At 43.7% G+C, this 14,979-nt stretch carries 7 protein-coding genes; 3 read left to right on the top strand and 4 right to left on the bottom strand.

Annotated elements, in window-relative coordinates; translation table 11 throughout:
* Positions 1-37: 37 nt before the first annotated feature.
* The 3 genes from ACYVBM_RS03240 to ACYVBM_RS03230 form a co-directional block, all read right to left on the bottom strand.
* Entirely contained in the window at positions 38-2,245 is a 2,208-nt protein-coding gene (locus ACYVBM_RS03240; protein ID WP_460684177.1) for an FUSC family membrane protein, read from the bottom strand.
* 205 nt (positions 2,246-2,450) lie between these two features.
* Entirely contained in the window at positions 2,451-3,536 is a 1,086-nt protein-coding gene (locus tag ACYVBM_RS03235) for a mandelate racemase/muconate lactonizing enzyme family protein (RefSeq protein ID WP_460684176.1), read from the bottom strand.
* Positions 3,537-3,730: 194 nt separating this feature from the next.
* Positions 3,731-5,881: a S46 family peptidase gene (locus tag ACYVBM_RS03230; RefSeq protein ID WP_460684175.1), complete on the bottom strand. Its 2,151-nt coding sequence runs from the start codon at positions 5,879-5,881 to the stop codon at positions 3,731-3,733.
* Between the two features lie 358 nt (positions 5,882-6,239).
* Here ACYVBM_RS03230 and ACYVBM_RS03225 point away from each other — a divergent pair, with 358 nt between their 5' ends.
* The 3 genes from ACYVBM_RS03225 (at position 6,240) to ACYVBM_RS03215 (ending at position 10,800) form a co-directional block, all read left to right on the top strand.
* A complete protein-coding gene (locus ACYVBM_RS03225; RefSeq protein WP_460684174.1) occupies positions 6,240-6,662 on the top strand; it encodes an SET domain-containing protein in 423 nt (140 codons plus the stop codon).
* Positions 6,663-6,827: 165 nt separating this feature from the next.
* Positions 6,828-7,832 (top strand): GTPase ObgE, encoded by a 1,005-nt coding sequence (obgE, locus tag ACYVBM_RS03220; protein ID WP_460684173.1) that lies wholly within the window; start codon positions 6,828-6,830, stop codon positions 7,830-7,832.
* A 271-nt stretch (positions 7,833-8,103) separates the two neighbouring features.
* A complete protein-coding gene (locus tag ACYVBM_RS03215) occupies positions 8,104-10,800 on the top strand; it encodes a family 78 glycoside hydrolase catalytic domain (protein ID WP_460684172.1) in 2,697 nt (898 codons plus the stop codon).
* Between the two features lie 277 nt (positions 10,801-11,077).
* Here ACYVBM_RS03215 and ACYVBM_RS03210 read toward each other — a convergent pair whose 3' ends face one another.
* The gene (locus tag ACYVBM_RS03210) at positions 11,078-14,899 is read right to left on the bottom strand and encodes a TIM-barrel domain-containing protein (RefSeq protein WP_460684171.1); all 3,822 of its coding nucleotides are present in this window, start codon (positions 14,897-14,899) and stop codon (positions 11,078-11,080) included.
* Positions 14,900-14,979 lie beyond the last annotated feature (80 nt).

The raw sequence follows: 14,979 nt of genomic DNA, 5'->3' as shown, positions 1-14,979 counted from the left end.
ATCAGGGTATGATAATTTAACCCCCTCACTGTTTTTATTAAAACTCTTTTGCCAGTTTTTTAATATCTCCTGCAATACGGCTGATAAAAAGGAACTGATCTACGACCGGTTTCAATGCCACGATCATTTTTCTTGTTTCTGTATCTACAAGTCCCTGTTGCAGTTCCCTGCGCCGTTTGCTGACGAGTTCGTCCAACTCTTCTTTTAATTCGATAGGCGCCTGGTGTTTTATTTCATTGACTGCTTTATGAGCGATCATTGAAATCGATTCATTAAGCTCTGCCACTATATCATCTTTAATAGATTGGAAATTTTCTTCGGTGTACTGCTGTTTAAAGTTCCGGGCTAAAGCGCCGAGCGATACAATATGGGAGTTCAATGTATAGATCAGCACTACCAACTGGTGTATTCTTTTGATGTCGCCCTGCTTGTTTTTAGGCTCGTTCATCATACGGGTAAAGCCGCCCGATAAATTGGCCTGCTCAATAAACGCATCTTTACGGCTCAGCCTGTAGTCAAGATCGGTTAAAGTGCCAGTTGAAAAGCTGGCAGCTACTATCTCAAAATAACGCCTGGATTTTTCCAATGCAGTAATGATATAAGAATTGATCTGCATTTTTTCCCAGGAGGGTACCAGCACATAGGCGGCTATAAAAGCAATAACAGAACCTACTACAGTATCAATGAGCCTGCTTTTGAATATTTCATAAAAATGGTGACTGTTGAGCAGGTAGAAAAAGATCATGATAAATGCTGTCATGAAAATCACGCTTACCAGGTATTTGGTACGCATAAAGCTATAAGTGATGATCATTAACACGATCATAGCCGCAAACTTCCCGTTTTGTGTAGGAATAAGGAAAAGCAGGGCAAGCCCTCCCAAAGCGCCTACAAAAGTACCTAAAAGTCTTTGGTAGTTTCTTTGCCGGGTAACGCTATAGGTAGGCTTCAGGATCACGATGATAGTAAGTAATACCCAATAGCTGTATTGTAAATGCAGCGCATGTGCTACTATATAACCTAAAACACAGGCCAGGGTAACCCGTATTGCATGCCGGAAGCTGTTTGACTTTAAAGAAAAATTTTCTTTCAGAATTTCAATGTCAAGATCCGTTTTAGTAACGAAATGATCGTAATCGCCGGATAGCTTATATGCTTTGATCTTTTTTTGGTCGTATCGTGTATAATGGTGTAACGTGTAAATGCGAAGGGTGATCTCTTCTACCGATTGGAGCAGCTTACGCATGTTTACAAGCGCATCAAATGTTTCCGGTTTCCTGTATTGATCGGCAAAAGCTTCGTACCTGGTTTGTAATACCTTAAGCTCATTATTCAGTTTTCTCGAAGCCCTTGATGGCCGGCCGCTTTGCACGGCCAGGCCGATATGATGTAATTCCTCTACGATCACATAGATCATTTGCTGAAAGTGGTTCAGAATGCCACTGTCGTCAAAACGTTTATGCATGGCCTCGTAGTTATAATAGGTGGCAGAAGCTTTTTCGAACAGATCAATAGATTCAACAAATATTACCAGGAGGGTGCGGCCGGTGAGGGTGGACTCTTTCACAATATTCCGGCTTTTGAATAGCATTTCACGTAACAGGGACTGTTTTTCCTGTATCTGCTGCTGCTCTTCCATCAGCTTTTTATAAATCGCATTATAGTCCGCATCTTTATTATAGAATAACGCCCGCGTTCCAAAATAATCTGCAATGGAAAGGATGCTATCGCCCAAAGCCTGCTGGATCACTTTATAAGGGCGTACTCCAAATAATGCCAGGCTGAGCAACATATACCAGCAGCTTCCCGCTATGAGAAATAGGCTGTGAAGCAGGATATCGGTTCCCCTTGCATGGTAATCAAGGTTCAGTATCATGATCAGCATACCCGCGAAGCCAATAGAATTGGCCCTTGCACCATACACACCAATAACACTCAGCGCAAAACAAAATATAATTATCTCCAGGCCAAGCAATACCGGATGCTGGTTAATAAGACCGGTGACCAGCGATACAAAGAAGATCAGCCCGGCGGTTATCAGCATTCCGTTACGGCGCTGATGAATGGGCCCGGGGATATCTGAAGCGCTTACTGCCATAGCTCCCATGGAGAGAATAAGCCCAATTTCTAATTTTCCGAAATAGCTTAATACAATGGCAGGAAGGGTAATGCCAATAGTAATCCGTATAGCCTCATTAAAATAATAGCTGTTTATAAATTTTTTATATTCTTTAATATAATCCACTTAAGCAAAATTAAGACCGGGCCTGTTTAACTTTTATTTTTAACGGTAACATGCCCCTGGGTATTTTATTTCTATTGGTATCTTTATGTTTTAACGTTCTTAGCCATTAATTTGTTCTTTTTTGAAAAGAGCTAACCGGTTCGTGATATATTCTGGCGTAAAAGAATGCAGCGCACTTATAGTAGCGATTCTTTAAAAAATTTTCCTAAAATTTCTTTTTCAGCGTAGCCCCGATCCCCGGTGCTTCCGGTACTTCGATCACTCCGTTTTCTTTGTAAATAATGCCTCCTTCTACCGGATCTTCGCTAAACATCAGTGCAGTATCAAAATCGAAATAAGTAATGTTATCGCTGCATAAAGCCAGGTGTGCAAAAGCCGTCATGGCAATTCTTGATTCTAAAAATGCTCCTATCTGAATTTTCATATTCGCCGCTTCTGCAAGCCGTATCATTTTTAAAGCCTTGAAGATGCCACCGCTTTTACCCAACTTAATATTGATCAGGTTACAGGCCTTTATATCAATCAGCCTTTGAACATCGTTGTGATCGCAGCAGCTTTCATCGCTCATTATGGGAATAGGGCTCTGCTTCCTTACCGCTGGCAGCTGCATAAATGCCCAGCGTGGTAAAGGTTCTTCACAATGTTGTATGTTGAAGGGTTCAAGCGCTTTCAAGGTTTCGATTGCTTCCTTAAAGCCCCAGCCCTGGTTGGCGTCTACCCTTATCGGTATATCATATCCTACCGCTTCACGGATGGCTTTAATACGCAGCACATCTTCCCTGCCCCCTTTCCCTATTTTTACTTTGATAACAGGAAATCCTGCGTCTTTGATCTTTAACGCGTCTGCGGCCATATGCGCCGCCGCTCCCACGCTCACTGTATAATCGGTAGCAATGATTTTGTTTTTTGTTCCTCCCAGGAAGCGGTACAAAGGCTGGCCCTCGTTTTGAGCAGCAATATCGAATAAAGCCATATCAAAAGCGCTTTTGATACTGTTATTGCCATAAATTACCTGATCCAGCTCGTTCATACGCTTCTCAATCTCGAGAGCATCTTTACCTATCCATACTTTCTCAAAGTACTTACCTACTACCAGCCCCGTATCAGCGCTTTCACCGTTAATGCTCATAAAAGGGCTGCACTCGCCCCAACCGGTGATACCTTCATTGGTATGAATAATTACTATTACATTATCGGCACTGTAAACGGGGCCTAATGAAATAATAAAGGGCTCTTTAAGCGGAACAGATAATTTGATGAGATCTATTTGGGTAATTATAGCCTTGTCCATGTCCTAAAAATAGGAAAGAAATGGGCTGTAATAGAACAATACGCATGATATTTAGTTTTTTAGTGGGCTAGCGAGGCTCTGGCATACAAATATGCAGCAGGTAGCGATACAGGGTGTACACTTCAGCAATCACTATTCATAAAAAAAAGACAGGTACGCTACCTGCCTTTTCCTTTATGTTTGCATAGCGGCTCTTATGGCACCAGCTTCAGCTCTTTGATAATATTAGACGCGCCGCCCAGTTTATCTATACACCAAAGCACATAGCGTATATCTACATTAATGGTACGGTTCAGGTTTTTATCAAAGGCCAGCTTATGGCTTAATGCCTCGTAATTACCATCAAAAGCAAGGCCGATCAGCTCGCCATTGCCGTTAATAACCGGTGAGCCCGAGTTACCGCCGGTAATATCATTGGAGGTAATAAAGTTAATTACCAGGTCCTTACGCACCGGGTCTGCATACCGGCCAAAATCTTTTTTCTTAAAAAGCTCGATTTGTTTAGAAGGGAGGTCAAATTCATAATCCCCGGCTATATATTTTTCCAGTACTCCTTTGGATGTGGTTACATAATCATAAAATGCCGCATCTTTTGGAGAATAAGGTTTCACCTGCCCGTAGCTTACACGCATGGTAAAAGTAGCGTCGGGGTACATCTGCTTTGCTTTTCCCGGCTCCATTGCCATTACTCCCTTAAGATAGATCCTGCCGTAATCGTTATTTTTAATAGTAAACTGCTGAAATATCGGGTCAAACCTTTCTTTGTAATTATTAACAAAAGCTGCTGCATGTTTAAATGCCGGGTCGTTATTTAATTCATCTGTATTCAATGAACTAATAAAGGCGTTCCATTTAGTATCGTCAAAAATGAGGGTATGCTTAAATACATCAGCTGCATATCTCTTATAGGAAGACGACTCGCTCAACGGGCCGTACTGTTGTTGCAACGAATCATAAAAGGCTTTTGGCTGCTGATCCTTTTCTACGTTGTCGTAAAATATTTGAGTGGAGCTGCCTAAAATATTCTGATCGGAAGGTTTATCTTCTGCTGCAAGAAAAGCATCTCTTCTGGCATTCAGCTGTTTTACCAGGGCGTCCTTATTTGCATTAGGCGCAGTTACTAGCTGATATACCGTATTGGCAAAGGCAATAACCGGCGATCCTAAAATACCTTCCGATAAGTAAACGCGTTCTGCTGCATAAGGCTTCCACTCGTCGTAAGCCTTCGCCCAGTCTGCAAACAGGGTTTGATATTCCGGTTTCCCTTTTGCCCAGGCTGTGAATTTGTCTTCGGCAGCTTTTTTCTGCCCATATATATCGTATTTTAACAGCTGTTTGGTTTCTCCGTCAAAAAACTTCCAGTAGTTGGCGATACCTGCATAGCTGGAGGCCAGCTTCAGTTTTGTTGCGGGATCTTTCTTCATTTCCCCGAACATATATTTCAGGCGCATATCGCGCAGCTTTACAAGCGTGGGATTGTTTACTTCTGTTGCCAGCTTAATCCCATAAGAAGACTCATAACGGTTGGTGCCGCCGGGATATCCCCATATCATGGCAAAATCATTTTCTTTTACACCTTTTAACGAAATAGGAAGAAACCATTTGGGTTTATAGGGAACATTAGCGGCATCGTAGGTAGCAGGCTGGTTGTTCTTATTGGCGTAAACCCTGAAAATAGAGTAGTCGCCTGTATGCCTGGGCCATTCCCAGTTATCGGTATCTCCGCCAAATTTGCCTACACTTTCAGGTGGGGCGCCTACCAGGCGGATATCTTTATATATTTCATATACAAATGCCAGGAACTGGTTGCCTTTAAATACCGGGCTTACACGGCACTCTATACTTTGATCCGCATCACTAAGCCTTTTATTGATAATGCCCACTACTTCAGCCTGTTTGGCAGCTCTTGCTGCTCCCGAAAGCCTGCCTAAAGCTCCTTCTACTTCCTTCGTTACATCTTCTATGCGCAGCAAAAACTGAACAGTAAGCGGCGTTTTAATTTCTTCAGCTTTATTTTTTGCGTAGAAGCCATCACGCAGGTAATTATGATCTACTGTGCTGGCAGCGGCAATGGCACCGTATCCGCAGTGGTGATTGGTAAATATCAGGCCCTCGGCGCTTACCATTTCGCCGGTACATCCGCCGCCGAAAATAATAATAGCATCTTTCAGTGAGTTTTTGTTTACACTGTACAATTGATCTTTCGAAAGTTTTAAACCTTTCTTCACCATGTCATTGTAAACCTGCTGACCTAATAAATGAGGCAGCCACATACCTTCATCAGCAAAGGTTTTAAATACTGATGAGAACAGCACCAACATTACAATAAGTGATCTTTTAAACATTATCATATAATTAATATTGAATAGAAACGAAAGTAGTACCTCTTCCTTTTAACTGCCAAACATACAAAGAAAACAGGAGGCGTTATTGGTATACAATGAAGGTTTTGCACACAAAGGAGCGTATTATTTAAAAAATATCTGCATTTCATAAAATTATTCCTGTTAAAATGCTTTATTTTTATATAGCTACTAATTGGCCCTCTTGTGAAAATAGATTTTTTAAAAATTTTGGCTGTCTTTCTTTCTGCACCTGATATTGATATCGGTCAAGCCGGCCCGGGATTGCTCCAAAGGATCATAATTGATTTTATGGCACGCCCTATTTACAATATATTCGCAAACAAAATTTAAAAGCTGCATGTGTTTACCGGCAAAACATTTAAAAGTAAAAACCTCAACTATTCCTCAATCAGGCAAAGGGCTTTTTGTAACAGTAAATGTTCCCAGGGGTGCAGTGATAACCGAATATATCGGTCGCAGGGCTACATGGGCCGATGTAGAAAATGATGCAGACAATCCCTACATTTATTATATTGATGATGCCAATGTGATAGATGCGTCCAAAGATCTCAAATCTTTTGGCCGTTATGCTAATGACGCTGCCGGCCTTACTAAGGTTCCCGGTTTAAAAAATAATGCCGAATACGAGGAAGTAGGCAACCGCGTTTTTATAAAAGCCAAAACCCATATTGTTGCAGGCAGCGAAGTGCTGGTTTCGTACGGGCGCGACTACTGGAAACAGGTGAGAGAGAATATTAAGATTGAAAAAGCGGGGAAATAGTATAATTATAATTGCGGCGATGTGTATATAGGTGCTGTAAAATACCATTTAGCTATACGGTGCGCTCACTTTCAGGCTATTAGTTTTTAATGACCCGGATATCGGGCTTTTGCTTTAAGCTTTGAGCCTTCGGCTTATCTTTGCCGCCATATCAATAATTACAACGTGGAGAAGAGCAATTTTGTAGACCAGATACGTGTTTTTTGTCGCAGCGGTCATGGTGGCGCGGGCATTAAACATTTTTTACGTGATAAGTTCACCGCCAAAGGAGGGCCCGATGGTGGCGATGGCGGACGTGGAGCGCATATTATCTTACGGGGCAACCGCAACCTGTGGACCCTGCTGCATTTGCGGTATCATAAAAATGTGCTGGCCGAGAATGGCGAAAATGGCGGACACAATAACTGTACCGGTCGCAGCGGGAAGGATATTATTCTGGAGGTTCCGCTGGGAACGGTTGCCATTGATGAAGAAACCGGGACGCAAGAAGCAGAAGTGCTGGAAGACGGGCAGGAAGTGATTTGGATGCCCGGTGGAAAAGGAGGTTTGGGCAACAGCAATTTCGCTACTGCCACCAACCAGGCGCCCGAATATGCGCAGCCCGGTATGCCCGGCGTAGAGGGATGGAAAGTATTAGAGCTGAAAGTACTGGCGGACGTGGGTCTGGTAGGATTTCCCAATGCCGGAAAATCTACCTTGCTGTCCGTAATCACAGCGGCCAAGCCTAAAATAGCCGATTACGCATTTACTACCATTACGCCTAACCTGGGCATTGTTGAATATCGCGATGGAAGGAGCTTCTGTATTGCCGATCTTCCGGGAATTATAGAAGGCGCCGCAGAAGGGCGCGGGCTGGGCCATCGATTTTTAAGGCATATTGAGCGCAACCCTGTTTTACTTTTTTTAATTCCAGCTGACAGTAAAGATCACCGCAAAGAATTTGAGATCTTACTGAATGAGCTGAAGCAGTACAACGAAGAACTGTTGCATAAAGAAATGCTGATTGCTATCAGCAAAAGCGATATGCTGGATGATGAGCTGAAAGAGGCCATCAGCGCTGAAATGCCGGATGATATACCGCATATTTTCATTTCATCGGTGGCTCAGCAGGGCCTGGTAAAACTAAAAGATATGCTGTGGGAGGCATTAAACAAACAGCCGGAAGAATAGCGGAGGAGCCGGAAGGGGCGGCTTAAGCTTTTATTCTGTCGCCTGCCCATATAATAAAGACGATAATTACGCGTCAACTGGCTGTACTGAATAGCACGAGATCGCTGTAAATGTTGCCTGTACGCAGGTCGCAGTCACTGCAGCTAAGGATAGTGTAGGACAGTTGTGCAGTTAATCGCCTTAACTTTATTAGCAAACGATCTCTTCATTGGTCCTGGAAATCTTATCAGCCCGGGTAAACAAAGGCTGGTACCAATAAAACTGTATTGAAATGAATAAAATGATTGCCTCTTTCAGCCTGTTGCTGCTTTGTACCGCTGCATGCGCACAAACCAGCGTCAAAAATCTTTTAACAGAAAACCTCGTTAATCCCATTGGCCTCGATGTTGTGCAACCTTCCTTTAGCTGGCAGCTGGCCGGGCCAGGCCGCAACATTGTACAATCGGCTTACGAGATAAAAGTATCGGAAGAAAATAAAACAGCCTGGAGCTCCGGAAAAATAATGTCTGATTCTTCGGTACATGTTACTTATAAGGGAAGCCCGCTGCGGTTCAACACAAAGTATAAATGGCAGGTAAGGGTGTGGGACCAGGCGGGAAAAATGTCCGGATGGAGCCCTGTCGCCTCGTTTCAAACAGGTTTGCTCGACAGCACCAACTGGCAGGCACAGTGGATCGAAGCAACATTTGCCCCCAGCGATAATGAAAGCCCCTGCCCCCTTTTCAGAAGGCCGTTCAGTCTTTCTAAAAAAATTGCCCGGGCTACGGCTTATATCACTGCTCATGGCCTGTATGAAGCTTACATTAACGGAACCCGTATTGGTGATGCCTGGCTTACACCTGGCTGGACCAAATACAGTAAAAGGCTGCAATACCAGGCTTACGATGTAACCCCGCTTTTAAAAAGCGGTGCCAACGTGGTAGCAGCAATGGTGGGCAATGGCTGGTACCGTAGTGTTTTAGGATGGCAAAACAACGGTAATATTTATGGAAAAACGCTGGGCCTGCTGCTGCAGGTAAATATCACCTATAGCGATGGCTCTTCCGAAGTAGTAACTACAGACAATTATTGGAAGTCTTCGAGCGGTGAGATCATGTATTCGCAGGTATATGATGGAGAAATTATTGACGCCAGGAAGCAAAAGCAGGGCTGGAAAGAAGCGGGTTATGATGATGGAGACTGGAACAGCGTCAAAGTAGTAACTCATCCGAAAGATATTTTAATAGCTACTGTAAACGAACCGGTAAAGCAACATGAAACATTCAGGCCGGTGAAATTGATCACCACACCGGCCGGCGAAAAAGTGATCGACTTCGGGCAGAACCTGGTAGGGTGGGTGCAGGTAAAAATGAAGGGCAATGCCGGAGATACCCTGACTATTTCGCATGCCGAAGTGCTGGACAAAGAAGGAAATTTTTATATAGAAAACCTCCGTGCGGCCAAAGCACAGGCAAAGTATATTTTAAAGGGCGGCGGAACGGAAACCTTTCATCCTTACTTTACATGGATGGGCTTCCGGTATATCAAGATAGAAGGTTACCGGGGAGAGATTGATCCTGCTGACTTTGAAGCGGTGGCTTTATACTCGGCCATGGAGCCAACAGGCAGCTTTACAACGTCCAATTCCCTCATCAACCAGCTGCAGCATAATATACAATGGGGACAAAAAGGCAATTTCCTGGATGTCCCAACAGATTGCCCGCAAAGGGATGAGCGGCTGGGCTGGACAGGTGATGCACAGGTATTTGCAAGAACCGCTGCGTTTAACATGAACGTACATAACTTTTTTGCAAAATGGCTGCGTGATATAGAGGCCGAGCAGGACAACGGTGTAGTACCGTATGTAGTGCCTAATGTTTTGGGTAAAGCCGGCAACAGCGCCGGCTGGGCCGATGCCGCCACTATTGTGCCCTGGCAAATGTACCTGGCCTACGGCGATAAGCGCCTGCTTGCTACCCAATATGGCAGTATGAAAGCTTTTATAGAGAGTATACGGCGTGCGTCTAAAAACGACTTGTGGAATACCGGATGGCATTTTGGCGACTGGCTGTTTTACCGGCCTTTTGATGACAACGACGGGCGCAGCGCCGTAACCGACAAAAACTTAATAGCACAATGTTTTTATGCGCATGCTGCACAGCTATTGATTAACACAGCAAAGATTTTAGGTAAAACAGCTGATATGGAGGAATATACTGCCTTGCTGAAAAGAATAAAAGATGCTTTTAATACCGAGTATGTAACGCAAAGCGGCCGCCTGGTATCGGGTACACAAACTGCTTATGTGTTAGCCCTGCAGTTTGATATGCTGCCCGAAGCGCAAAGACAACCAACAGCCGAAAAGCTGGTGGAGAATATAAAAAGCTACGGGAACCATTTAACAACAGGATTTTTAGGCACCCCGTATTTATGCCATGTGCTCACCCGTTTTGGAGCCGATAGCGTGGCGTATAAATTATTGCTGCAGGATAGTTATCCCTCATGGCTGTACCCGGTAAAGATGGGGGCTACTACCATCTGGGAAAGATGGGATGGCATGAAGCCTGACAGCACTTTTCAAACACCCGGCATGAACTCTTTTAACCATTATGCTTATGGCGCTATAGGCGATTGGATGTACCGGAAAATGGCAGGAATTGATACTTATGAAGATGGCGCTGGATACAAGCATATATTGGTAATGCCACATATAGGCGGCGGTTTTAAAGACGCATCGGCAACTTTAAAAACCTATTATGGCCTGCTAGGCAATAGCTGGAAGGTGAATAACGATAAGCTGGTAATGGCTACGGAAATACCGCCAAACACGCGGGCTACTGTCTACATACCGGCCGAGGACGTACAAAATATAAAAGAAAGCGGCAAAGCTTTATCTGAAATAAAAGCGATTAAAATTACAGGTAAAGAACAGGGATATGTAATTATTGAAACTGGGTCCGGAAAATACAATTTTGAGGTAGTGAAATAGAACCAGGCATATTCAGATAGACAATTGTTATCCCGATCGTAACGAGAGATATCAACGTGTTGATAAGACTTCTCGCTATGCTTCGCTCCGTTACCAATGATGTATTTGCAGGACGCTGATTAGCAGTCGTCACCTCGACAGAAAGGAGCGACCGGCTGCATTAGGGTGAGATTCCTCCTTACTGTCGGAAAGATGATAAAAAACTGGTCACCGCCGCATTGATAGCCCTATAGAAAATTGAATATCCCGATTAATTAAAACTTTATGTCAGTCTCTCTCAAAACCTCAGCTCATTCAGATCTTTATCAACCAGTATCCCGTCAATAGCTTTTAAACCAGCTTTCACATCTTTTTTGGCTTTAAACCTGATGATGAAAAGGTCTTTATTGCCATTCAAAGATGGTTGGTTGCCTACATTTACGAAGGTGGGATAAAGCGCCCTGGTTCCGTTGGTATGCAGCCTGTCATAAGAAAGGTTTTCCATTTGATTTGTGCCAACAGGCTGAGTGCCGATGTACTCGTAATGCTGCCCATTGTATGGCAGGGCAAAGCTCAAAGCATTTACACTACTCAGGCTTTGGCCTTTTACCCTGATCTCGATTGTTTCACCTGCCTTGTAGGATATTTTATTTGTTGATACGATGAGCTTACCGCCAATTCCGGCAATGGAATCACGGCTTACCCCACCTTCAAGCTGTGTAGCCACGTTTGATATATCGTAGGCATCTATAAGATTGTTTTTATTGATATCTCCATTGCTGATATAGCCTTCAAAATCGCTATCGCCCTTGCGCAGGCCTGTGTAATTGGTATAAGAGGTAAGGTCGTTATGGTCGATCTTGCCATCGTTATTAATATCACCGGGAATATAGCTGGCACTGCCGGGCACTTTAAATACATACAGCTCCCTGCCCGAACCAAAATTACCTGTGCCTTCTGTTACGCTGAGCTTAATGTAGCGCGCTGTTGGCTGGCTGGCAAAAACAAACTCTTTTACGTTATTATCGCTGGCCCATTGCACACTGTCTGCTTCTATCCAGTCTTTCTTATTGCTGCTGTAATAGATTTTTGCTTTCGTAATAAGACCGTTACGCCCGCTGATACGTGGCAGGTATTGCATTTTATCTAGCTGGTTCACGCTTTTCAGATCCAGTACCATATCAAAAGGAATAGCGTTGCGTCCGTATTTAGTATGCCAGTTATTGCTTTCATCAAAGTCGAACAATTTTGTTATTCCCTCATTATCCTGTGACGGAGCCGTACAGTAACCTGTAATACCTTTGATAGCGAACTGTAAGGGGTTCATCTTTGTTTTGCTGCTAATAGCAATCCAGTCTGAGTAACCTGATTTGTTAACAGCCCTCAGTTTGAAGGTATAAGTAGTTTCGGGCTGCAGCTCATCCAGCATAAAAGCCGTATCTTTTATGTGGGTGTACAACATGCTGTTGAAATCTATTTCGTAGAAATCTGCGTTGCTCACCTCTGTCCACGAGGGCCTTAAAAAAAATGAACCGGTATTGGGTACTGTCACCTCTGCGCTGGCAGGCGTTGTTAAAGCGCCTTCGGTTTTTTTGTAAGCATTGCTGATATTAAACGCAAATCCTGTAATCGTTGCGGTAACCCTGTTTTGGGTAACATCTGTTTGGGCAAGCCTGATAAGCAGTTGCGGATTTTTTGTGATCACAGTTTTTTCAAAAGCGCTGCCTTTTGTTGCAAACCGGTTAAGATCGGGCACAGCGTTGTAATAATACACATTAGTTTGTGTATTGAATGCTTCCAAAGAGTTTACAGCTTTCAGCTGGGTGCTTTTTCCCCCGATCCTTGCTGAAACTTTATCAGGCCGCTGCGAAACATTGATCTTTAGAACGGTTTCCCTGTTCTTAACAAATCCATCGAAGCTTCCTTTTGCCGGTTCGATATTTACAGTAACATTATCTCCGGACTGCTCCACGTTAACAAGAGTCTTGGCGAATACCCCGCTCCTGTATTTTTCAGTAATACCATCATCGTCATATTCTGTAAAAGAAGAGTTGCCGCTGGGGTATAGCTCATAAATCCGAAGCGCCTGGTTTATTTGCCGGGGATTATTATTAGGGTTTGCCATAGGAATAATAGCGCCGGGCTTTACAAATACAGGCAGCTTCCATAGGGGTACATCAAAATAATTGAGGATACGATTGCCTTCATAACGCGCTCCGGTGAAATAATCTATCCAGTCTCCTTCGGGAAGATAGATGCCATGACGGATATCATTACCCGCATCATCTGCTTTGGTGCTTTGATAAACAGGGGCTACCAAAAACCAGGGACCATACATGAACTGGTACTTTGTTGCAGTGCCCAACGTGTACGGATTGGGATACTCCAGGAACATAGCCCTGATCATAGGCAGGCCGTCTGTTGATATTCTGGCAATGCTATACGCATAAGGCATTAGTTCCGATTTTAACTTAAGGTAGTTCCTGTTGATAGAAGTTGCAGGTTCGCCCAGGGATTGGGGATATTTGGCATTAGACCCCCAGCCATCCATATTTAATTGCATGGGCGTAAAAGTTTTCCATTGAAAATCCCTTACGTTAACCGGAATATTTCTTCCTCCAAAAATTCCATCCATATCCGATGTGATATTGGGAATACCCGACAGTCCAGAACCAATATAGGTGGGAATATGAAACCGGATATACTCCCATTGGCCACCTGTTTGATCGCCGGTCCATATACCCGCGTAACGCTGTGTGCCGGCCCAGCCGTCGAGCGATATAATAAATGGCCTTGCATGGTTGCCATATTTGGGTATGATCTGCGCTACATCGGCCACCCCGTTCAAGCCGAATGAGTAACCGGCACCTACCCAGGCCACATCTGTTTTTAATACACGCACACCGGCCTCTCTTACTTCCTTAACAATATCTCTTTGCAGCAAGGCACTTACCCCCTCTTTAGGGTGCAGGTCGCTTTGCGTCCACAAGCCAATCTCCACCCCGTTTTTACGGGCGTAGTCGCCAAAGCTTTTCAGGTTTAAGATATTACTGTCGAGCGTTCCGGTTTGCCCGTAACCGGCGCCATATCCGTCGTTAGGCAGTATCCAGCCTAAAGGCATATCGTTGTGCTTATAACGATCGATCACTGCTCTTGCAGAGAAGGGATAGCTGATTTTTGATTCACCATTCAGCGATTCTTTTACTCCTCCGTTATCTTTCTGGCTTTCTTTATACTTTTTTCCATCTTCAAATAAAATACCTGTAGAATCTTCTTTCCAGTAATCGCGGTTGTAGGCATTTAAGTGACCTTCATAAAAACCAAACCTGGGTAATAGTACGGGTGTTCCTGTTAATTGATAGTAATCATTCAGCAAAGCTGCAGCACCATCACTTACCATAAAAAACAGGTCTAAATAATCAGTTTCATGATAAAGACTCACCATCCCTTTTTCGCGGGCTCCAAAGTCGTATTTGCCTTTTTTAAAAGTGTACCACATTACACCGTAGCCATTCGTGCTCCAGTAAAATGGTGCCGGCGAAGCCACTCCTCCGTCTGTCCAGCTATTTTGGTTCTCGATTGCAATTGTTTTTCCCTTATGCGAAAAGCGCCCGTTTTGTACACCGCCTCCATAGAAATATTCCTGCGGCTGTTCTTTAAGCGTTACGATTATCTTTTTATTTTCAAAAGCCACCGGCTTTATAACTTCGGTTACTGTGGCGCCTGTTTGCAGGTTGACTATTTTAAAAGTTGTGGTGTTTTTATCAAAACTGATATGTATCTTTTGGGTGGTAATTGAGATCCAATGGCCGTTATCGGAAAGGGTTACAGCCGCTACCTTTTTTCTTGGCTGATTCACTAAGATCTGAGCTGCTGGTTTTGCTTCAGGATCTCTCAGCCATTTTGCCGTGCTATCTGCAAAAAACCTGAAAATATTTTCTCCGTAGAAGTCTATAAGAATATGCCTGTCATTATTAAGTTTCAGCTCTATTGCTGCAGGATTAATTGCCTTTGCACTAACAATCCGGGGCCGGGTATCCGCTGACTGGGCCAGAGAAGCGATGGAGGCCATCAAACACAATGATAATATCCGGTATCTTTTAAAACTGTAGTAAATCATTATGCCTATATATTATCTGGAAAAGAGTAAATAACAAAATTAAGCAATGGATAGCAGCAAATGCTAAGCTGCTCAATCGT

The sequence above is a fragment of the Niabella aquatica genome (genome assembly GCF_054779315.1).
The sequence above is the reverse complement of the archived record's forward strand: the minus strand, read 5'-3'. Positions and strand labels throughout refer to the sequence as shown.

Coding starts and splice junctions, on each gene's coding strand:
- ACYVBM_RS03235 (WP_460684176.1), bottom strand. CDS start 3,536: ATGGACAAGGCTATAATTACCCAAATAGATCTCATCAAATTATCTGTT.
- ACYVBM_RS03230 (WP_460684175.1), bottom strand. CDS start 5,881: ATGTTTAAAAGATCACTTATTGTAATGTTGGTGCTGTTCTCATCAGTA.
- ACYVBM_RS03225 (WP_460684174.1), top strand. CDS start 6,240: ATGTGTTTACCGGCAAAACATTTAAAAGTAAAAACCTCAACTATTCCT.
- ACYVBM_RS03215 (WP_460684172.1), top strand. CDS start 8,104: ATGAATAAAATGATTGCCTCTTTCAGCCTGTTGCTGCTTTGTACCGCT.
- ACYVBM_RS03210 (WP_460684171.1), bottom strand. CDS start 14,899: ATGATTTACTACAGTTTTAAAAGATACCGGATATTATCATTGTGTTTG.